Here is an 18,490-nt window from a genome sequence, read left to right on the forward strand (position 1 = left end):
GTGCGGGCAAGCGCCTAAAGCCGCGCGATGCCCGTCACCGTCAAGATCTGCGGCCTGTCCACGCCCGAGACGCTCGACGCCGCGCTGAAGGGTGGCGCAAGCCATGTCGGCTTCGTCGTCTTCCCGCCCTCGCCGCGCCACCTGCCGCTCGACCGCCTTGCCGGACTCGCCGCGCAAGTCCCGGCGCACGTCCGCAAGGTCGGCGTGTTCGTCGATCCCGACGACGAGCTGCTCGCCGCGACGGTAGCGGCCGGGCGGCTCGATGCGATCCAGCTCCACAAGACCGCGCCCGACCGCGTCGCCGCGCTCCGCCGCCTGTCGGGGTGCGAGACATGGGCGGCGATCGCGGTGAAGACCCGCGCCGACCTCACCGCCGCGCCCGCCTTCACCGGCGCTGCCGACCGCCTGCTCTACGATGCCAAGACCCCGGACGGTGCGACGCTCCCCGGCGGCATGGGCCTCCGCTTCGACTGGCAGCTGCTCGACGGTTTCCGCCACCCGCTCCCCTGGGCGCTATCGGGCGGGCTCGACCCCGCCAACGTCGCCGAGGCGATCGCGCGGACCCGCGCGCCGCTGGTCGACGTTTCGTCGGGTGTCGAGTCCGCGCCCGGCGTCAAGGACGTGGACAAGATCGCCGCCTTCCTGCAACGGGTTTCCGCATCATGAACGCACCCAATTCCTTCCGCGCGCAACCTGACGAGCGCGGACATTTCGGCCCCTATGGCGGCCGCTATGTCTCCGAAACGCTGATGCCGCTGATCCTCGACCTCGAGCGCGAATATCGCGCTGCCAAGGAGGACCCGGCGTTCGCCGCGCAGTTTGACGACCTGCTCGAACATTATGTCGGTCGCCCCTCGCCGCTTTATTACGCCGAGCGACTGACCGACACGCTGCGCGACAGCGCGCCCGATGGAATGGGTGCGCAAGTCTGGTTCAAGCGCGACGAGCTGAACCATACCGGCGCGCACAAGATCAACAATTGCATCGGCCAGATCCTGCTTGCGATCCGCATGGGCAAGACGCGGATCATCGCCGAAACCGGTGCCGGCCAGCATGGCGTCGCCACCGCGACGGTCTGCGCGCGCTTCGGGCTGCCGTGCGTCATCTACATGGGTGCCAAGGACGTCGAGCGGCAGCAGCCGAACGTCTTCCGCATGAAGCTGCTGGGGGCCGAGGTCCGCGCGGTCGAAAGCGGTGCGCGCACGCTGAAGGATGCGATGAACGAGGCGCTGCGCGATTGGGTCGCCAACGTCCACGACACCTTCTACATCATCGGCACCGCCGCCGGACCGCACCCCTATCCGGAGCTAGTCCGCGACTTTCAGAGCGTGATCGGCCGCGAGGCGCGCGCGCAATTGCTCGACCGTACCGGCCGTCTGCCCGACCTGCTGGTGGCCGCGATCGGCGGCGGGTCAAACGCGATCGGGCTGTTCCACCCGTTCCTGGACGACGCCGACGTCAGGATGCTCGGCGTCGAGGCGGCCGGCGAAGGGCTTGAGGCCAAGCACGCCGCCAGCCTTGCGGGTGGTTTCCCGGGCGTGCTCCACGGCAACAAGACCTATCTGTTGCAGGATGACGATGGCCAGATCGCCGAGGCACATTCGATCTCTGCCGGGCTCGACTATCCCGGCATCGGTCCGGAACATGCGTGGCTGAAGGACAGCGGCCGGGTGGACTATACCGCCGTCACCGACCGCGAGGCGCTCGACGCCTTCCAGCTGCTGTGCCGGACCGAAGGCATCATCCCCGCGCTCGAACCTTCGCATGCGATCGCCGCCGTCGCGCATAAGTCAAAGGAAATGCAGAAGGATCTCGATCATCCTCGCCAATCTGTGCGGGCGCGGCGACAAGGATATCTTCACCGTCGCCGAAGCGCTGGGAGTGCAGATTTGACCCGCCTTGCCGATGCCTTCATCGCCGACCGACCCGCGCTGATCTGCTTCGTCACCGCCGGCGATCCATCGGTCGCCGCAACGCCGGCGATCCTCGACGCGCTGGTCGAAGGCGGCGCGGACGTGATCGAACTGGGCATGCCGTTCACCGATCCGATGGCGGACGGCCCCGCGATCCAGGCCGCCAACATCCGCGCGCTCGCCGGCGGGGTAACCACCGCCGACATCCTGCGGATCGCGAAGGAATTCCGCGATCGTCATCCACTTACGCCATTGGTGCTGATGGGGTACGCCAACCCGATGCTGCGCCGTGGGGCCGAGTGGTTCGCCACCGCGCTGCATGACGCTGGCGTCGATGGCGTGATCTGCGTCGATATCCCGCCCGAGGAAGACGATGCGCTCGGGCCGTCGTTGCGGGCGATGGGGATCGATCTCATCCGCCTCGCCACGCCGACCACCCGCGACACGCGGATCGGCGAGGTGCTCGATGGCGCGAGCGGCTTCATTTATTACGTCTCGGTCGCTGGCATCACCGGCAAGCAACAGGCGCAACAGGCATCGATCGAGGAAGCGGTCGCACGGCTGAAGCACGCCACCGACCTGCCGATCGCGGTCGGTTTCGGGGTTCGCACACCCGAGCAGGCCCGCGCGATCGGCCGCGTCGCGGACGGCGTCGTCGTCGGCTCGGCGATCGTCGAGATCGTCGCCGAACATGGTGCCGCTGCACCCGCGCCCGTTGCCGCCTATATCAAGACGCTGTCGGCCGCGCTCGCCGACGCACGAAAGGTTTCCGCATGAGCTGGCTCAGCAACGTCCGCAACGCGTTGTCCGGAATCGTCCCGGGCGGTGCGAAGGCGCAGACCTCGATCACCTCTGGCACAAGTGCAAGGGCTGCGGGACGATGGTCTTCACCAAGGAGCTGGAGGAAAACCTCCACGTCTGCCCGACCTGCGACCATCACGAGCGGATCGGCCCGAGCGAGCGGTTCGAGCATCTGCTCGACCCGGCCAGCATCGACGTGCTCCCCGCCCCGCGCTCGCCGGAAGACCCGCTCAAGTTCCGCGATTCGAAGCGTTACGCCGATCGCCTCAAGGCCGCACGCGCCGGCACCGGCGAGCAGGACGCGTTCGTCAATGCACGCGGCACGATCGACGGTCACCGAGTCGTGATCGGCGTGCAGGACTTCGCCTTCATGGGCGGCTCGATGGGCCAGGCGGTCGGTGAGGCGTTCATCCAGGGCGTCGAGACAGCGGTCAAGGATCGCGCGCCCTTTATCGTCTTCACCGCTTCCGGTGGCGCGCGCATGCAGGAGGGCATCCTCAGCCTGATGCAGATGCCGCGCAGCACTGTCGCGATCCAGATGCTCCACGATGCCGGACTGCCCTATATCGTCGTCCTCACTGATCCGACCTCGGGCGGCGTGATGGCGGCGTATGCGATGCTCGGTGACGTCCATATCGCCGAGCCTAAGGCGACGCTCGCCTTCACCGGCCGCCGCGTGATCGAAAGCACGATCCGCGAGAAGCTGCCCGACGATTTCCAGACCAGCGAATATTATCTGGAGCACGGCATGATCGACATGGTCGTCCACCGTCGTGACCTGCGCGCCAAACTGGCGACCGTGATCGGCTATCTCTGCGGCGAACGTAAGGCCGCCTAACTCCCCTCCCCGTCAGGGAAGGGGCTGGGGGCGGGGAACTCGAACGAGCCTGGTTTCGGACGTGCCCCATCCCGACCCCGAGCTTAGGGCGACCCGCGGTAGATAAAGCCGGATGGATCAAGCCGTGACCACACCCCCGAGGACAGCCGACCACGCCGCCTCCAGCGATGCCGCCGTCCAGGCGCAGCTCGACCGGCTCTGGTCACTGTCACCGGGCGCGGACGTGCTGGGGCTCGACCGGATCACGCGCCTGCTCGCGCGGCTCGGCGATCCGCACCATAAGCTGCCCCCCGTCTTTCACGTCGCCGGCACCAACGGCAAGGGCTCGACCTGCGCGTTCCTGCGCGCTGCGCTGGAGGCGGCGGGTTACCGCGTCCATGTCTACACCAGCCCGCATCTGGTCCGCTTCAACGAGCGCATCCGGATCGCCGGTCGATTGATCGACGACGCCGCGCTGGCGGCGTTGCTGGCGGAAGTGCTCGATCAGGCCGACGGCATCGGTGCCAGCTTCTTCGAGATCACGACCGCCGCCGCCTTCCTCGCCTTTGCGCGCACGCCCGCCGACGCCTGCGTGATCGAGGTCGGGCTCGGCGGGCGGCTCGACGCGACCAACGTGTTGCCTGCGCCGGTTGCGTGCGGGATCGCGGCGCTCGGGATCGACCATCAGGCGTTCCTCGGCGACTCCCTCGAACAGATCGCCGCAGAGAAGGCCGGGATCGCCAAGGCCGGCGTGCCGCTGGTGACGATGGCCTATCCGCCCCCGATCGCCGCCCCCGTCGCATCTGCGGCGCAGGCGTGCGGCGCGCCGTGGTTTCCTCAGGGAACGACGTGGCGCTACACCGCCGATGACCAGCTTCATTATGAGGACGCGGCTGGCACCCTTACCCTGCCGCTGCCAGTGATGCCCGGCGCGCATCAGGACGCCAATCTCGCATTGGCGGTGGCGATGATCCGGCATCAATCCAGCCTGTCGGTGCCGATCGCCGCATTCGAGGCCGCTGCCACGCAGACCCGCTGGCCCGCGCGGCTGCAACGCCTGTCACGCGGGCCGCTGGTCGCTCCCTTGACCGGTACGCCGGTGTGGCTCGACGGCGGGCACAATGCCTCTGCTGGAGAAGCCATCGCCGCGGCACTTCCTCTCCTGATCGGCGGCCCCGAAGCCCGTTCGCTGATCGTGATCCTCGGGATGCTCGCCAACAAGGATGCCGCCGGTTTCCTCGCGCCGTTCGCCGAGATGATCGTCACGCTCATCGCCGTGCCGGTGCCCGGTCACGCCTGCCACGTGCCGGCCGACCTGCTGGCGGTCGCCGCTGCACTGAACGTACCCAATTGTTTGACCGCGCCAGACATTCCCGCCGCGGCCGCGCTAGTCGCCGGCGCGCAGCGGCCTGCGCAGCCGGTGCTGATCGCCGGATCGCTCTATCTCGCCGGTGAAGTGTTGAGCGCGAACGACGAAGCGCCGGACTAACCTTAAATCTGCGATTGACTTGCAATAGCGGACAGGCGACCTTGCGCGGGCAAGAGGAGTCGACTGTTCCATGACCCAGCTTCCCGCCCCCGTCCTGACCATCAATGCCTTGCCGCATGCATTGCCCGACTGTCCCAACGCACGCGTTATCCTGTTCGCGATGCGCCGTATGGGTGCGCACGGCCTCTCGGACGCTCGCGCCGCGCACGGCTTCTTCACCGGCTTCGGCGAGGCGTTCCGACGTCCTTTGCTGTTGATGCGCACGCTGATGACCGATCTTGCCGCCAATGCGACGGTGCCGATCGCGATTGCGCCGTGCTGCTGCGCGCGAATGACCGCGTCGGAGCAAGTGCTGCTCGCGATCGTCGCGCGTGTAGAGAGCCGCACCGACAGCGCGCATCTGTTGATGCAGGACCTGATCGGGCAGCGGCATGTCGACGGCGTATTGGCCAGCGCCGCCGCCCTCGCCGCCGCCTTCGCCGACGAGGGTCGCCCGATCTGCCTTTAGGCGGCTAGGCGGCAGCGCCGTCGCGCGCGTCGCCCGGTCCCTCCGTACCGGCGCTTCCGACCGACCGGTCGACCAGCCCCGATCGGCTCATCCACCAGAACAGCGCCACGCCCGGCAGCGCCAACACGACCGTCAACAGGTAGAAATTGACGTATCCGACCCGCTCGACCAGCGCCCCGGCGCTCGCCCCGGTGATGATCCGCCCGACCACGCTCGCCGCCGCAGAGATCAGCGCATATTGCGCGGCGGTGAAGCGCAGGTCGCACAGCGCCGAGAAATAGGCGACCACCGTCACCCCGCCGATCCCCGACGCGATGTTCTCGAACGTCATCGCGCCGGCGAGTCCGAGGTTGCTGTGCCCCGCCGCGGCCAGCGCGGCGAAGCTGGCGTTGGACACCGCCATCAGCACCAGGCTGATCAGCACCGAGCGCTTCAGCCCCAACCGCGCGTACATGACACCACCGAGGAAAATACCGATCAAATACGCCCAGAAACCGACACCGACGTCGTACAAGGCGATTTCGTCGTTGGTAAATCCGGTGTCGTTGAGCAACAGCCGCAACACCAACTGCCCCAGCGTGTCACCGATCTTGTGGATCAGGATGAATAGCAGCACCACGAACGCGCCCGGACGCGCAAAGAACTGCACGAACGGCCGCCAGATCGCCGCCAACGTGGTTCCGACGCCGCGCCGTGGCTCGACTTCGCGATGCCGCCGCGGCTCCCCGATGACCAAACCCGCTACCATCGCCGGCAATGCGAGCATTGCGGTCGAGAGGTAAGCGGCGGTCCAGCCGTGCCGGGCGGCGACGAACAACGCCAGCGATGCGGCGCCGGCCGACCCGATCCGCCAGCCGTACTGGCTCATCCCCGATCCGACACCCAATTGACGCGGCTCGAGAATTTCGATGCGAAACGCGTCGATCACCACGTCGAACGTCGATCCCGCGACCCCGACCAGGATCGCAGCGGTAACGGTCGCGCCAATACTCGCCTTCGGATCGACCAGCGCCAGATTGGCCACGGCAGCGATGACCAGCACGCCCGCCACGAGCAGCCACGACACCCTCTGCCCCAAAGCGCCGAGCACCGGCAACCGCACGCCATCGACGACCCAGGCCCACAAGAATTTGATATTGTAGACAAGAAACGCGAGGCTGAACGCGGTCACCGTCTTCTTGTCGATCCCGCTCTGCGCCAGCCGCGTCGTCAGCGTCGCGGCAATCATCGCATAAGGAAAGCCAGAAGAAACCCCCAGCGCAAAGGCCGCGAGCGGTCCGCGCTCCAGATAGGGGCGAACACCGTCCACCCAAGTCCGTCCATCCGCCCGCGCCGCCATCCACTTCGCCTTCATTAGTCAGGCGATCGACTTAGCGCGAAAATGCGATCAGGTAAGCCCGGTCATCGGTGATCCACCGCCGAACATCCGCAATCCGCCCGGCAACCGTGGCGGCGATCGACCCTCCGCGGCCGATTCGATCGCGTCGATCGATCCGACAAGATCCCGTTGCGTATAGGGTTTTGCCAGACAGCCGACCGCGACCGTCTCGGCGTCCACCGGGCATGCGCCCGTCACGAACAGCACCCGAATCCCGCGCGCCGATGCCGAGCGTGCGACATCGATTCCGCTGCCATCGGCAAGGTTGATGTCGACGAGCACCAGATCGATCGGCGCGCCGGCTTCGATCACCCGCACCGCGTCGGCGACCCGGTCGACGGTCGCGATGATGGTAAAGCCTTGATCCGTCAGCATCCGCTCGGTGTCGAATGCCACCAAAGGCTCGTCTTCGACGACGAGCAACTTCTCGATCGACCGCTGTCGCCGCCCGAACAACATCGTCTGTTTCGCCCCCGGTATCGTTCCTATCGCTCAACCCCGCTGAACGCATTTATTTCCCGCTGCCGTCCAGATCAGAAACCTTGTTGCGGGCGAGCACAGCCCGTAAGCGACCGACATGGCCGACGAACGTTCCCCACACCGCATCGCCAAGCTGCTCGCGCGCGCAGGCGTGGCCTCCCGGCGCGAGGTCGAGCGGATGATCGCCGAGGGGCGTGTCGCGAAGGACGGCGTCGTACTCGACACGCCCGCCACGGTCCTGCCGTCGCTCGACGGCGTCACGGTCGATGGAGAGCCCGTCGCGGCGGCGGAGCCTACGCGCTTGTTTCTCTTCCACAAACCGACCGGCGTGCTGACCGCGGAGCGCGATCCGGCCGGGCGCGCGACGATCTACGATCGCTTGCCCAAGGATTTGCCGCGGCTGGTTCCGATCGGGCGGCTGGATCTCAACACCGAGGGGCTGTTGCTCCTGACCACCGATGGCGAATTCAAGCGACAGCTCGAACTGCCTGCGACCGGCGTCGAGCGCAGCTATCGCGCGCGTGCTTACGGCCAGGTCAGCCAGGCGCAGCTCGAAGACCTGATCCACGGCATCGAGATCGACGGCATTCGTTACGGCCCGATCGACGCCAATCTCGAGCGTCGCACCGGTGCGAACGTCTGGATCGAAATGACGCTGAGCGAGGGCAAGAACCGCGAGGTGCGGCGCGTGCTCGAACATCTCGGGCTGCGCGTCAGCCGTCTGATACGCACGCGCTACGGGCCGTTCGTGCTCGGCGACCTGCCGGTCGGTGACATTGGCGAGGTTCGTGTCGCGGACCTGATCGCCTTTCGTCAGACCTTGAAGGCAGCTGCGAAACAGCGGCCACCGGTCCCCGACGTCGCCGTACCCGGCAGCCGTCGCGCGCCTGCGCCGCGTCCGCCGATCGGCGGACGCCCGCTCGGCGGCCCACGTCCCTCGACGGGGGTGGGGCGACCGGTTGCGTCTCATCGTACCGCAAGCGCTCCGCAACCCGTGCGGACGCCAGATCGCTCGCCCGCCAAAGCTGCCGCCACTACGCTGCGTCCGCCGCGCGCGACGCCCAAACCAGTCGCGCCCAAGACCGAAGAGCAGCCGCTCACGCCGCAACGTCCGGCACGGATCAAGCGTCAGCCCGGATGGGCCAAGCCGAAACCCAAGCCCGGCGCACGGCCGCGGGGTCGCAAATGAGGATCATCGCCGGCCAATGGCGCGGACGCCCGCTCGCTGCACCGAAAGGTGACGCCACCCGTCCGACCGCAGACCGCACGCGCGAAGCCCTGTTCTCGATGCTCGCCAGCCGCGTCGGCAGCTTCGAGGGACTGGCCTGTGCCGATCTCTTCGCCGGATCGGGAGCGCTCGGGCTGGAAGCCTTGTCGCGCGGCGCGGCAAGCTGCATGTTCGTCGAGCAGGATAAGCCCGCGCTCGACGTCCTGCGCGCCAATGTCGCGAAGCTGGGTGCGACGGGCGCCGACATCCGCCCTGCCTCGGTCATGGCGCTCGGCCCGGCGCGCGCGCCGCTCGATATCGTGATGATGGACCCGCCTTATGCGACCGGCGCGGGCGCGGTGGCTGCCGACAAGCTGGCGCGACTTGGTTGGATCGGTCCTGCCACCTGGGTCTCGATCGAGACCGCAAAGGGCGAAGGCGACGTTCCCGCAGGCTTCGTCGTCGACGCAGACCGGACCCACGGCCGCGCGCGGTTGATGCTGTTGCGGCTCGGCTGAGCGTCAGGCGGCGGCGGTGCGCGGCCGCATCGCCAGCAGCGCGATCAGGCTAACCAGTGACATTCCCGCGAGATAGCCGCCGACCAGCGACAGGCCGCCATTCCGCGCGAGTGTCTCCGCCGCGACCGGGGTCAGCCCGCCGCCGATGATCCCGGCCATGTTGAAGGCAAGGCTCACGCCCGTATAGCGCACGCGCGCCGGGAACAGCCCGGGGAGCCACGCGCCCAATGGGCCGTACACGAACCCCATCGCGAACAATGCGACGGAAAGGCTGGCAAAGATCAGCGGCGGCGACCCCGATCCCAGCCCTGGCGCCAGCACGAACCCGGCGATGATCGCGAAGACGCACCCCCAGGTCAGCACATGCCGCGCGTCGCGACGATCGGCCCAGATGCCCGACAGAACGATCCCAACGGCCATGAACAGGATCGCGCCAAGCTGCATCGACAGGATCGTAGGCCGCGCGATTCCCAGCCGCGTCGTCGCATAGCCGAGCGCGAACGCCGTCGCGATATAATAGACCGCGAAGCACGCGATCGCCCCGGCGGTGCCGCCCAATGCCGCGCGCCAGTGATCGCGCAGCAACTCACCCATCGGCACCGCTGGCGGCGGACCTTCCTCCAGCACGCGCGCGAACGCGGGCGTCTCGGCGATCTTCAGCCGCACCCACAGGCCGAGCCCGACCAGCACGATCGACAGCACGAAGGGGATGCGCCATCCCCAAGCGACGAAATCCTCTGCGCTCATCACCAATCCGAGCAGCAGGAACAGGCCGTTAGCGGCGACGAACCCGACCGGTGCGCCGAGTTGCGGCACCATGCCATAGCGTCCCCGCCAGCCGGGCGGCGCGTTCTCGACCGCGAGCAACGCCGCCCCGCCCCATTCCCCGCCAAGTCCGAACCCCTGTCCAAACCGCAGCAGGCACAGCAGCACCGGCGCGAGGTAACCGGCCTGCGCGTAGGTTGGCAGGAACGCGATCGCCAGCGTCGATCCACCCATCAGCATCAGGCTGACCACCAAGGTTGACTTGCGCCCGATCCGGTCACCGTAGTGGCCGAACGCCCAGGCACCGACCGGTCGTGCGAAGAAGGCTACGGCAAGGCTCGCATAAGCGGCGAGCAACTGCGCGGACGGATCGCCCGCCGGGAAGAACAGCGGTCCGAACACCAGCGACGCGGCCGTCGCGTAGATATAGAAATCGTAGAACTCCACCGACGTGCCGACGAGGCTGGCGAGCAGAATACGGCGGTGCGAGGCAGCCGGCTGATCAGCGGGAAGAGCGGAAGAATACATGCCCCCTTTCCTCGCAGCCGGCTTCCCGCGTCAACGCACAAAATTATGTCATTGTAGTCACGAAATCGGGTTCCATAGACACATGGCAGCAATGTTGACGCGTTAAAGGATGCTGGTGCGATGTCGCTTCCGAGCGCGCAGCGCATATCGCCGGGCAAGCCCCCTCGCCCGGCCATTCCCTGAACTACGGGGCGGTCCTTTCGGGCCGCCCCGATTTTTCTGCCTTACTCCGCGAGGGCGGCGTGAAGCTGCGCCTTGTTCATTTTTGATCGCCCCGCGATGCCTCGCTTGCGAGCTTCCGCATGAAGCGCTTCACGTGTGCGATGGTCGCGTGCACTTGCGGTTTTGGCGGCGACATCGTCGGGTTGCGGGGAAAACTGCTGCCCCTTGCGCGTGTCGGCGCGCTTCTTGGCCGACGTTCGCGCATATTCCTTATCTGACAGCGCTTTGCGCGCTTCTTTGGGCAGGTAGCGCTCACCCGTCTCTTCGCTCGGCTTTCCGGACTTCGTGCCCCAATCCTCTTCGGTCCATTGATGAAGCGAATTGTCGGCGTCCTTGCCGCCTTTATATCCGCCGCCACGCTTCTTGTATTCGGCGACTGCCAGTTGCGCCTTGCGCGCCGACCATTGGCCCTTCCTGCCGCCTTTCGCGCCCGCGATGACGTCGTCCCTCACCTTTTCCCAGAGCGCAGGATCGGACTTTTCGGCGGTTTCGGACATGAGTGCACCTCCGGCACCTCAACCTCCGTCTCCTAGGAAAGTCGCACGCTCAACCGGCGGTGACGAAGCTGTCCATCACGCGCTTGCGCCCGGCCTGCTCGAAATCGATCTCGAGCTTGTTGCCCTCGATTTCCGCGATCGCGCCATAGCCGAACTTCTGGTGGAAGACGCGCTGTCCCACCGACAGGTCGCCACGTCCCTTGTTCCCCAGGCTCACCGCCGACGAGCGGCTTTCGACGACGCGTGCCGGTTCGCGCGTGAAGGTACGGTTCGACCATTCGCCGCCCGGCTTCGCGCCGAGCGTTCCCGCAGCGCGCTGCCACCCGGGTCCGCGCCCGGTGCCGCGCGCGACATCCGCGAACGGATCGGCGCGCTCGGACCAATTCGCGCGCCACAGGCTCTCGCCGCCGGACATGCTCGTCTCGCTCTCGACATGCTGCGGCGGCAACTCGCCGACGAAGCGCGACGGGATCGAACTGGTCCACTGGCCATAGATGCGGCGGTTGGCCGCATGGAGGATCGTCGCCAGCCGACGCGCGCGCGTGATCGCGACATAGGCCAGCCGGCGTTCCTCCTCCAACGAGCGCGTCCCGCCCTCATCGAGCGACCGCTGCGAAGGGAAAAGCCCTTCTTCCCAGCCGGCAAGGAACACGGTGTCGAACTCCAGCCCCTTGGCGGCATGGATCGTCATGATCGTGACCTTGGGATCGTCGCGCGTCGCCTCATTGTCCATGACCAGGCTGACATGTTCGAGGAACGCGCCGAGGTTTTCATATTCCTCCATCGCGCGAACGAGTTCGGTGAGGTTCTCCAGCCGCCCCGCTGCCTCGGTCGACTTCTCCGCCTGGTACATTGCGGTATAGCCGCTTTCGTCGAGGATCTGCCGCGCCAGCTCGGGATGCGGCAGATCGCGCGCCATGTCGCGCCATCGCGCCACGTCGCCGACAAATCGGCCAAGTGCCTTGCGCGCCTGCGGAGTAAGCTCGTCGGTGTCGAGGATCCGGGCCGCCGCGATCGACAGCGGCACACCTTCGGCCCGCGCGAGCTGGTGCAGCTTGGCGATCGCCTTGTCACCCAGTCCGCGCTTCGGCGTGTTGACGATCCGTTCGAATGCCAGATCGTCGGCGGGTTGATTGACGACCCGCAGATACGCCAAGGCGTCGCGAATTTCGGCGCGCTCGTAGAAGCGGAAGCCGCCGACGATCCGGTACGGCAACCCGATCGCAATGAAGCGATCCTCAAACTCGCGGGTCTGGTGCTGTGCGCGAACGAGGATCGCAACCTCGTCGAGGCTTTTGCCGCCGCGCTGCACCGACTCGATCTCGTCACCGACGCGGCGTGCTTCCTCGGGCCCGTCCCAGACGCCGAGCACCCGCACTTTCTCACCCGCGTCGAGTTCGGTCCACAGCTCCTTGCCGAGTCGCCCGCCGTTATTCGCGATCACTCCCGAGGCCGCGCCGAGGATGTGCGGCGTCGAACGGTAATTCTGCTCGAGCCGGATCACCTTGGCACCCGGAAAGTCCTTCTCGAACTTCAGGATGTTCTCGACCTGCGCGCCGCGCCACGAATAGATCGACTGATCGTCGTCGCCGACGCAACAGATGTTGCGCCGCTCCTGCGCGAGCAACCGCAGCCAGAGGTATTGGACCGAATTGGTGTCCTGATACTCGTCGACCATGATGTAGCGGAAGCGTTGCTGATAGTGTTCCAGTACGCCGCGATCACGCTTGAGGATGGTGAGCACGTGGAGCAGCAGGTCGCCGAAGTCGCAGGCGTTCACCGCCTTCAGGCGCTCTTGGTATTGCTGATACAACTCGCCGCCGCGCCCATTGGCATAGCGCTCGCTTTCACCGGCATCGATCTCGGCGGGCACAAGCCCCTTGTTCTTCCACTCGTCGATCAAACCGGCCAGCGACCGGGCGGGAAAGCGCTTTTCGTCGATGTCCGCCGCGAGGACGAGTTGCTTGAGCAACCGTAATTGATCGTCGGTGTCGAGGATCGTGAAGTTGCTCTGCAATCCCACCAGTTCGGCATGGCGACGCAGCATCTTCGCACCGATCGCGTGGAAAGTGCCGAGCCATGGCATCCCCTCCACCGCGTCACCGACCAGCCGACCGACCCGCTCGCGCATCTCGCGAGCCGCCTTGTTGGTGAAGGTCACCGACAGGATCTCCGACGGGTACGCGCGCCGCGTCCATAGCAGATGCGCCAATCGCGCCGTCAGTGCCGCGGTCTTCCCGGTGCCTGCGCCAGCCAGCACCAGCACCGGACCATCGGTCGTCAGCACCGCATCGAGTTGCGGGGAATTGAGGCCGGCCAGATACGGCGGGTCCTGCGTAGCGGCGGAGAGTTCGGTCACCCCGAACAGTTAGGGAACGCAAACGCCCCGGGCAAGCGAAACGGCGAATACTTACAGTCACGCAAGCGTCGTGCGGCAGACGCATCTGCGTAAAGCGGCGCGCGTAGGCGCACCACGTCGGCACCCACGCCGCGACGGCAAGTCGCCCGCTTCGATGCAGAGGCGACGCATGTCGCGGCAGCCGATCCACGCCAGGAGTAACGTCGATGAACCGTTTTCATTTCGCCGCGCTTGCGGCTGCACTTACGCTCGCCATGTTGCCTTCGATCTCCACGGCCGACCCAGGTCGAGTGCCGCTGACCGCTCGGGTCACCGTGCGCGACCTCGACCTTGCCACTCTCGTCGGCCAAAAGCAGTTCCGCCAGCGAGTCGCTCACGCGGCTGTGGTCACTTGCGGCACCGCCTTCGACATTCACGACCGGCTCGACGTTCTGCGCTGCCATCGTGAGATGCGCAACGACGCGCAGGTGCGTCTTGCCGCGCTTACCCGCGCCCGCGCCATCGAACTGGCGTCGAACACGCGCCGCTGATCCGATGCGAGGGTCGGATTTCTTCATGGGAGATCCGGCCTTTGCAACAATTGCGAGGTTGCGAAGAGAGGAACACACGGCGAGCCGCTGCCAAGCTAGACGGCACAGCGGCCCTGGCGGGCTACATCAATCATGCCGCACGCCTGATCTACTTTAATGGTACGCCGAAGACTGTAATCGGCCATCGGTCATCAAACTGTCATGCTACGCGCCGACAGCACGACTCGTCATGGCATCCAATGTCCTTGAGGCGTCGCCTTCGCCACCACCCGCGGCGAAGCGCTCGTTCGACGGTCCGGTTCATCCCGTGGCTCGATTCGTCTTTCTAGCCGTCGTCCTCGTCGGCTTCGGCTATGCCGGGATCAGCGTGCTGATCGACACGCAGCAGGTCGGGGAGCATCTCGCGCTCGGCGTGTTCGCGTTCCTCGGGCTCGCGCTGCTGATCGCGCTGGGGTTCGAGTTCGTGAACGGCTTCCACGACACAGCCAACGCCGTCGCGACCGTCATCTACACCAACGCGCTGCCTGCGCATTTCGCGGTCGTCTGGTCGGGGTTCTTCAACTTCCTCGGCGTGATGCTCTCCTCCGGTGCGGTCGCCTATTCGATCATCACCCTGCTGCCGGTCGATCTGATCCTAAACGTCGGCTCGGGCGCGGGCTTTGCGATGATCTTCGCGCTGCTGTTCGCGGCGGTGATCTGGAACCTCGCGACCTGGTATGTCGGTCTTCCGAACAGCTCCAGCCACACGCTGATCGGTTCGGTGCTCGGTGTCGGGCTCGCCAACCAGTTGCTGACCAGCGACAGCGGCGGGACGTCGGGGGTCGACTGGTCGCAAGCCACGAAGGTGCTGACCGGATTGTTGATGGCACCGCTGATCGGGTTCGGCGCGGCCGCGTTGCTGCTGCTCGTCATCCGACACATGACTCGCAATCCGCAACTCATGACGCCGCCCGAGGGCGACACGCCGCCGCCGCGCGGCATCCGGGCGTTGCTGATATTCACCTGCACGGCGGTCTCGTTCAGCCACGGGTCGAATGATGGTCAGAAGGGCATGGGCCTCATCATGCTCATCCTGATCGGCTGCGCGCCTACCGCCTACGCGCTCAACCGTACCCTGCCCGCCAGCGAGACGCCCGCCTTCGTCCAGAGCGCCGCAGACGCCCGCGCGACGTTGGTCGCCCATGGTGCGACGCCGGTCGATGCCGATCGTGCGCGCGCGGTCCTCAAGGGAGCGCTGAAGAAGCGCGAGGTGCTGAACGGGCAGACCTATGGCGCGGCGATCACCGTGTCGGACCAGCTCGCCCGCAGCGTTGCCGGCTACGGCTCGCTTAGCCAGGTACCCGCGAGCGCTGCGCCGAACATTCGCAACGATATGTATCTCGTCATGGATACGACGCGGATGATCGCCGCCGCAAAGGACAACGGCTTGAACGACGGCGAGAAAGCCGTGCTGACCGATTATCGCACGCGGCTGGAGCGGGGCACGCGCTACATTCCCCTTTGGGTGAAGGTCGCTGTCGCGCTGGCGCTGGGGCTCGGCACGATGGTCGGCTGGAAGCGGATCGTCGTCACCGTCGGTGAGCGGATCGGCAAGCAGCACATGACCTATGGCATGGGCGCGTCCGCCGAACTAGTGGCTGCGGCGACGATCCTCGCCGCCGATCGCTTTGGCCTGCCGGTATCGACCACCCACATCCTCTCGTCGGGCGTCGCCGGCGCTTCGGTAGCGAGCGGGCACGGTCTGCAACGCCGCACCTTGCTCCAGCTCGCCGCGGCGTGGGTGATGACCTTGCCGGTGGCGATGCTGCTTGCTGGCGGGCTTTACTGGCTGCTGCTGTCGATCGTCAGAGCCGGCGGGCTGTAATCCGCCCGCCCGTTAAGTACGGCCGGCTGGATTCAGGCTTCCACGGACAGCAAAGTCACCCCGGCATAGCGCTCTTCGCCTGGGACGAACAGTTCGCTGGGCTTGAAGCGCCGCGGCGTGATCCGGAGCGCCGAAAGTCCGGCCAGTTTGAAAGCGCCGATCTTCGGCTCCTTGGGGGCACCCCGTCCCGCTCCAGCGTCAGCGCGTCGAGATAGATCTCGCCGTGCTTGGTGTAGAGGATGTGCGGCGCCAAGGTGACGCTGCCCCGATTGTACATCGCGGCGATCGCCTGCAATTTGACGATCGCCTCGAAGACGACGGGAACGCTATCGGGCACCGCCGGCGCGGGCCGGCTTTCGGTTTCGGCAGTCATCGCGCGCCTCTTAGCCGATCGCGCCGCATCGCAGCAAGATCGACGAGCGAAACGCTGCGTTCCCGTCGCTATGGTTATCGCGGACCGATCAGCTTTTGCGCGAAATAGGTCATCTGCAGTGCCTGCAAGCGGGCGCCTTGCTCGATGTCGGCGTCGCCCGAATGACCGCCTGCGGTATCCTCGTAGAAGAGGTACGGCAGCCCATATTCCTTGAGGCGCGCCGCAAATTTCCGAGCGTGCTGCGGCCCGACGCGATCGTCCTTGGTGGTCGTCCAGATGTACGGTTCGGGATAAGGGACGCCGCGCTTGATATTGTGATAGGGCGAGATCGTGCGGAGGAACGCCCGCTCCGCCGGCACCGATACCGACCCATATTCGTCGACCCACGACGCGCCAGCCGCGATCTGTTCATAGCGCAACATATCGAGCAGCGGCACCTGGATCGTCACCGCCTTCCACAGGTCGGGATGCTGGTTGAACTCCACGCCCATCAAGAGCCCGCCATTCGAGCCGCCATAGATACCAAGCTTGGCGGGGCTGGTGAGGCGCCGGGCGATGAGGTCGCGCGCGACCGCGGCGAAATCGTCGTAGATCACCTGCCGCCTGGTCTTTCGTCCGGCATTATGCCACGCCGGTCCGAACTCGCCACCGCCGCGGATATTGGCGAGGACGTAGGCGCCGCCGCGCTCGAGCCACAATTTGCCGGTGATGGCCGAGTAACTCGGCGTCATCGGCAACTCGAAGCCGCCATAGGCCGTCATGATCGTCGGCGTGCTGCCATCGTGCGGCGCGTTGCGCGGATGGACGACGAAATACGGAACCTTGGTGCCGTCGCTGGACGTCGCCTCGAATTGGTCAGCGACTAGCCCCGCCGCATCGAACTTGGCGGGGAGCGCCTTGACCTGCACCGGCGCAGCATCGCTGCCCGCGGTGAAGCGCGCCAAAGTCGTCGGCGTCAGGAAGCCCGTGGTCGCCACGAACGCGGTGTCATTCCGATCAGACGTGCCGACGATTCCGAAGCTCGCATTGTCGGGTAGCGGCATCACCTTCGCGGTCCACCCGGTCGCCGACGGCGTGTAGACGCTGATCCGCCCGCGCACGTTGTCGGTGTAATCGAGAATCAGGTGATGGCGGGTGGCATCAACTCCGCCTACCGCCTGCCGCGGGGTCGGTGCGAAGATCAGCGTCGGCGTGATCTGGCCGGCCTCCAGCGCCTTGAGCGGTACGGCGGCCACGCCACCGGTCGGGATCTTGCCCCAAGGCTCGCTGGTCGTGAAGACGACCTGCCCCTCGACCATCGCGGCGGGTGCAGTCCGCGCGGGCAGGTCGAGCTTCTTCACGCCGGTGGCGGTAAACAGCAACCGATCCGCGCCGAAGAAGGTCTTCTGCCGCTCAATGAAAACTGCGCGGTTACCGGCGCCATCGGTCATGACGCTGGCGTAGGTGCCGAGTTGATCGTCGGGTGCCCCGCGATAGACCTCGACGGCTTGCGCCAACGGGACGCTGCGCGTCACCTTCTTGACGACGAACGGATAGCTCGACGCGGTCATCGTGCCCGCGCCCCAATCACGGCTGACCAGCAGATGATCCTTGTCGAGCCACGCCGCGCCTTGCTTGGACGTCGGCAGCACGAAGCCGTTCGCGACGAACTGGCCGGTCGAAAGATCGAATTCGCGATAGGTGACGGCGTCCTCGCCGCCTTCCGACAGTGCTACCAGGCACAGCCGCTCGTCGGGCGAGAGACAGTTGAGGCCCTTGTAGACCCATTTGCGCCCTTCTGCCTTGCTGAGCGCATCGACGTCGAGCAGCGTGCGCCATTCAGGTTGAGGCGCGGCGTAATTCTCGGGCGTGGTCCAGCGAAGGATACCCTGCGGATGATCGGCGTCGCGCCAGAAATTGACGATCCGCCCCATCACCTGCTGCGGCATCGGAATGCGATCCTTCGCCGCGGCGATCGCCAGGGCTTCCGCATGGAATTGCGCATAGCGCGGGTCGCGTTGCAGGCGCGGCAAGGTGCGCGCGTTCTCCGCTGCGACCCAGCGTTGCGCCCGCGAGCCGTCCTTATCCTCGAGCCAAATATAGGGGTCGACCTCCGCCGCGCGTTGCGCCCACGCCGCCCCTGCCGCAACCACCACCGCCGCACCCGCGAGCCACCATCCAATACGCTTACGTCTCATTCTGCTCGCTCCACTCGTCATGTCGGCACCTTGCGGCAGTGACCACGTGGGAACAACCCCGGCA

General features: G+C 66.4%; 15 protein-coding genes and 2 pseudogenes. 10 read left to right on the forward strand and 7 right to left on the reverse strand.

Going from position 1 to position 18,490, the window contains the following annotated elements; all coding sequences use genetic code 11:
* The first annotated feature begins 27 nt into the window (after window positions 1–27).
* The 6 genes and pseudogenes from QP166_RS07845 to QP166_RS07870 all read left to right on the forward strand — a co-directional run bounded on the left by QP166_RS07845 (window position 28) and on the right by QP166_RS07870 (window position 5,528).
* On the forward strand, window positions 28–666 hold the full coding sequence (locus QP166_RS07845) for a phosphoribosylanthranilate isomerase (protein ID WP_333915412.1): 639 nt from the start codon (window positions 28–30) through the stop codon (window positions 664–666).
* Window positions 663–1,893, forward strand: a pseudogene (gene trpB / locus QP166_RS07850) (tryptophan synthase subunit beta). Before QP166_RS07845 ends, trpB begins: the two are co-directional and overlap by 4 nt.
* Entirely contained in the window at window positions 1,890–2,690 is an 801-nt protein-coding gene (trpA, locus tag QP166_RS07855; RefSeq protein ID WP_333915413.1) for a tryptophan synthase subunit alpha, read from the forward strand. Before trpB ends, trpA begins: the two are co-directional and overlap by 4 nt.
* Window positions 2,687–3,552: pseudogene (gene accD, locus QP166_RS07860) on the forward strand (acetyl-CoA carboxylase, carboxyltransferase subunit beta). Before trpA ends, accD begins: the two are co-directional and overlap by 4 nt.
* A gap of 124 nt (window positions 3,553–3,676) precedes the next feature.
* Window positions 3,677–5,020, forward strand: a complete 1,344-nt coding sequence (locus QP166_RS07865) for a bifunctional folylpolyglutamate synthase/dihydrofolate synthase (protein ID WP_333915414.1) — start codon at window positions 3,677–3,679, stop codon at window positions 5,018–5,020.
* Between the two features lie 70 nt (window positions 5,021–5,090).
* Complete coding sequence (locus tag QP166_RS07870; protein WP_333915415.1) at window positions 5,091–5,528, forward strand: DUF6628 family protein; 438 nt, start codon at window positions 5,091–5,093, stop codon at window positions 5,526–5,528.
* A gap of 4 nt (window positions 5,529–5,532) precedes the next feature.
* Here the strand turns inward: QP166_RS07870 and QP166_RS07875 are convergent, their stop codons facing one another.
* Together QP166_RS07875 and QP166_RS07880 are read right to left on the reverse strand one after the other, a co-directional pair.
* Window positions 5,533–6,867, reverse strand: coding sequence for an AmpG family muropeptide MFS transporter (locus QP166_RS07875; protein WP_333915416.1), 1,335 nt, complete (start codon window positions 6,865–6,867; stop codon window positions 5,533–5,535).
* Between the two features lie 48 nt (window positions 6,868–6,915).
* On the reverse strand, window positions 6,916–7,365 hold the full coding sequence (locus QP166_RS07880) for a response regulator (RefSeq protein WP_333915417.1): 450 nt from the start codon (window positions 7,363–7,365) through the stop codon (window positions 6,916–6,918).
* 118 nt (window positions 7,366–7,483) lie between these two features.
* On the opposite strand from QP166_RS07880, the gene QP166_RS07885 reads away from it, so the two are divergent.
* Window positions 7,484–8,575, forward strand: coding sequence for a pseudouridine synthase (locus QP166_RS07885; RefSeq protein ID WP_333915418.1), 1,092 nt, complete (start codon window positions 7,484–7,486; stop codon window positions 8,573–8,575).
* Window positions 8,572–9,111, forward strand: a complete 540-nt coding sequence (rsmD, locus tag QP166_RS07890) for a 16S rRNA (guanine(966)-N(2))-methyltransferase RsmD (protein ID WP_333915419.1) — start codon at window positions 8,572–8,574, stop codon at window positions 9,109–9,111. Before QP166_RS07885 ends, rsmD begins: the two co-directional genes overlap by 4 nt.
* A 3-nt stretch (window positions 9,112–9,114) precedes the next feature.
* Here the strand turns inward: rsmD and QP166_RS07895 are convergent, their stop codons facing one another.
* The 3 genes from QP166_RS07895 to QP166_RS07905 form a co-directional block, all read right to left on the reverse strand.
* Window positions 9,115–10,404: an MFS transporter gene (locus QP166_RS07895; protein ID WP_333915420.1), complete on the reverse strand. Its 1,290-nt coding sequence runs from the start codon at window positions 10,402–10,404 to the stop codon at window positions 9,115–9,117.
* Between the two features lie 224 nt (window positions 10,405–10,628).
* Complete coding sequence (locus QP166_RS07900; protein ID WP_333915421.1) at window positions 10,629–11,123, reverse strand: hypothetical protein; 495 nt, start codon at window positions 11,121–11,123, stop codon at window positions 10,629–10,631.
* Between the two features lie 49 nt (window positions 11,124–11,172).
* On the reverse strand, window positions 11,173–13,482 hold the full coding sequence (locus tag QP166_RS07905) for an ATP-dependent helicase (protein ID WP_333915422.1): 2,310 nt from the start codon (window positions 13,480–13,482) through the stop codon (window positions 11,173–11,175).
* A gap of 206 nt (window positions 13,483–13,688) precedes the next feature.
* Here QP166_RS07905 and QP166_RS07910 point away from each other — a divergent pair, with 206 nt between their 5' ends.
* Window positions 13,689–14,012, forward strand: coding sequence for a UrcA family protein (locus QP166_RS07910; RefSeq protein WP_333915423.1), 324 nt, complete (start codon window positions 13,689–13,691; stop codon window positions 14,010–14,012).
* A gap of 229 nt (window positions 14,013–14,241) precedes the next feature.
* A complete protein-coding gene (locus QP166_RS07915; RefSeq protein ID WP_333915424.1) occupies window positions 14,242–15,876 on the forward strand; it encodes an inorganic phosphate transporter in 1,635 nt (544 codons plus the stop codon).
* 55 nt (window positions 15,877–15,931) lie between these two features.
* Here QP166_RS07915 and QP166_RS07920 read toward each other — a convergent pair whose 3' ends face one another.
* Together QP166_RS07920 and QP166_RS07925 are read right to left on the reverse strand one after the other, a co-directional pair.
* The gene (locus QP166_RS07920; protein ID WP_333915425.1) at window positions 15,932–16,249 is read right to left on the reverse strand and encodes a hypothetical protein; all 318 of its coding nucleotides are present in this window, start codon (window positions 16,247–16,249) and stop codon (window positions 15,932–15,934) included.
* A 74-nt stretch (window positions 16,250–16,323) separates the two neighbouring features.
* On the reverse strand, window positions 16,324–18,426 hold the full coding sequence (locus tag QP166_RS07925; protein WP_333915426.1) for a prolyl oligopeptidase family serine peptidase: 2,103 nt from the start codon (window positions 18,424–18,426) through the stop codon (window positions 16,324–16,326).
* Window positions 18,427–18,490: the final 64 nt, after the last annotated feature.

The organism is Sphingomonas sp. LR60 (assembly GCF_036855935.1).
Classification (GTDB): domain Bacteria; phylum Pseudomonadota; class Alphaproteobacteria; order Sphingomonadales; family Sphingomonadaceae; genus Sphingomonas.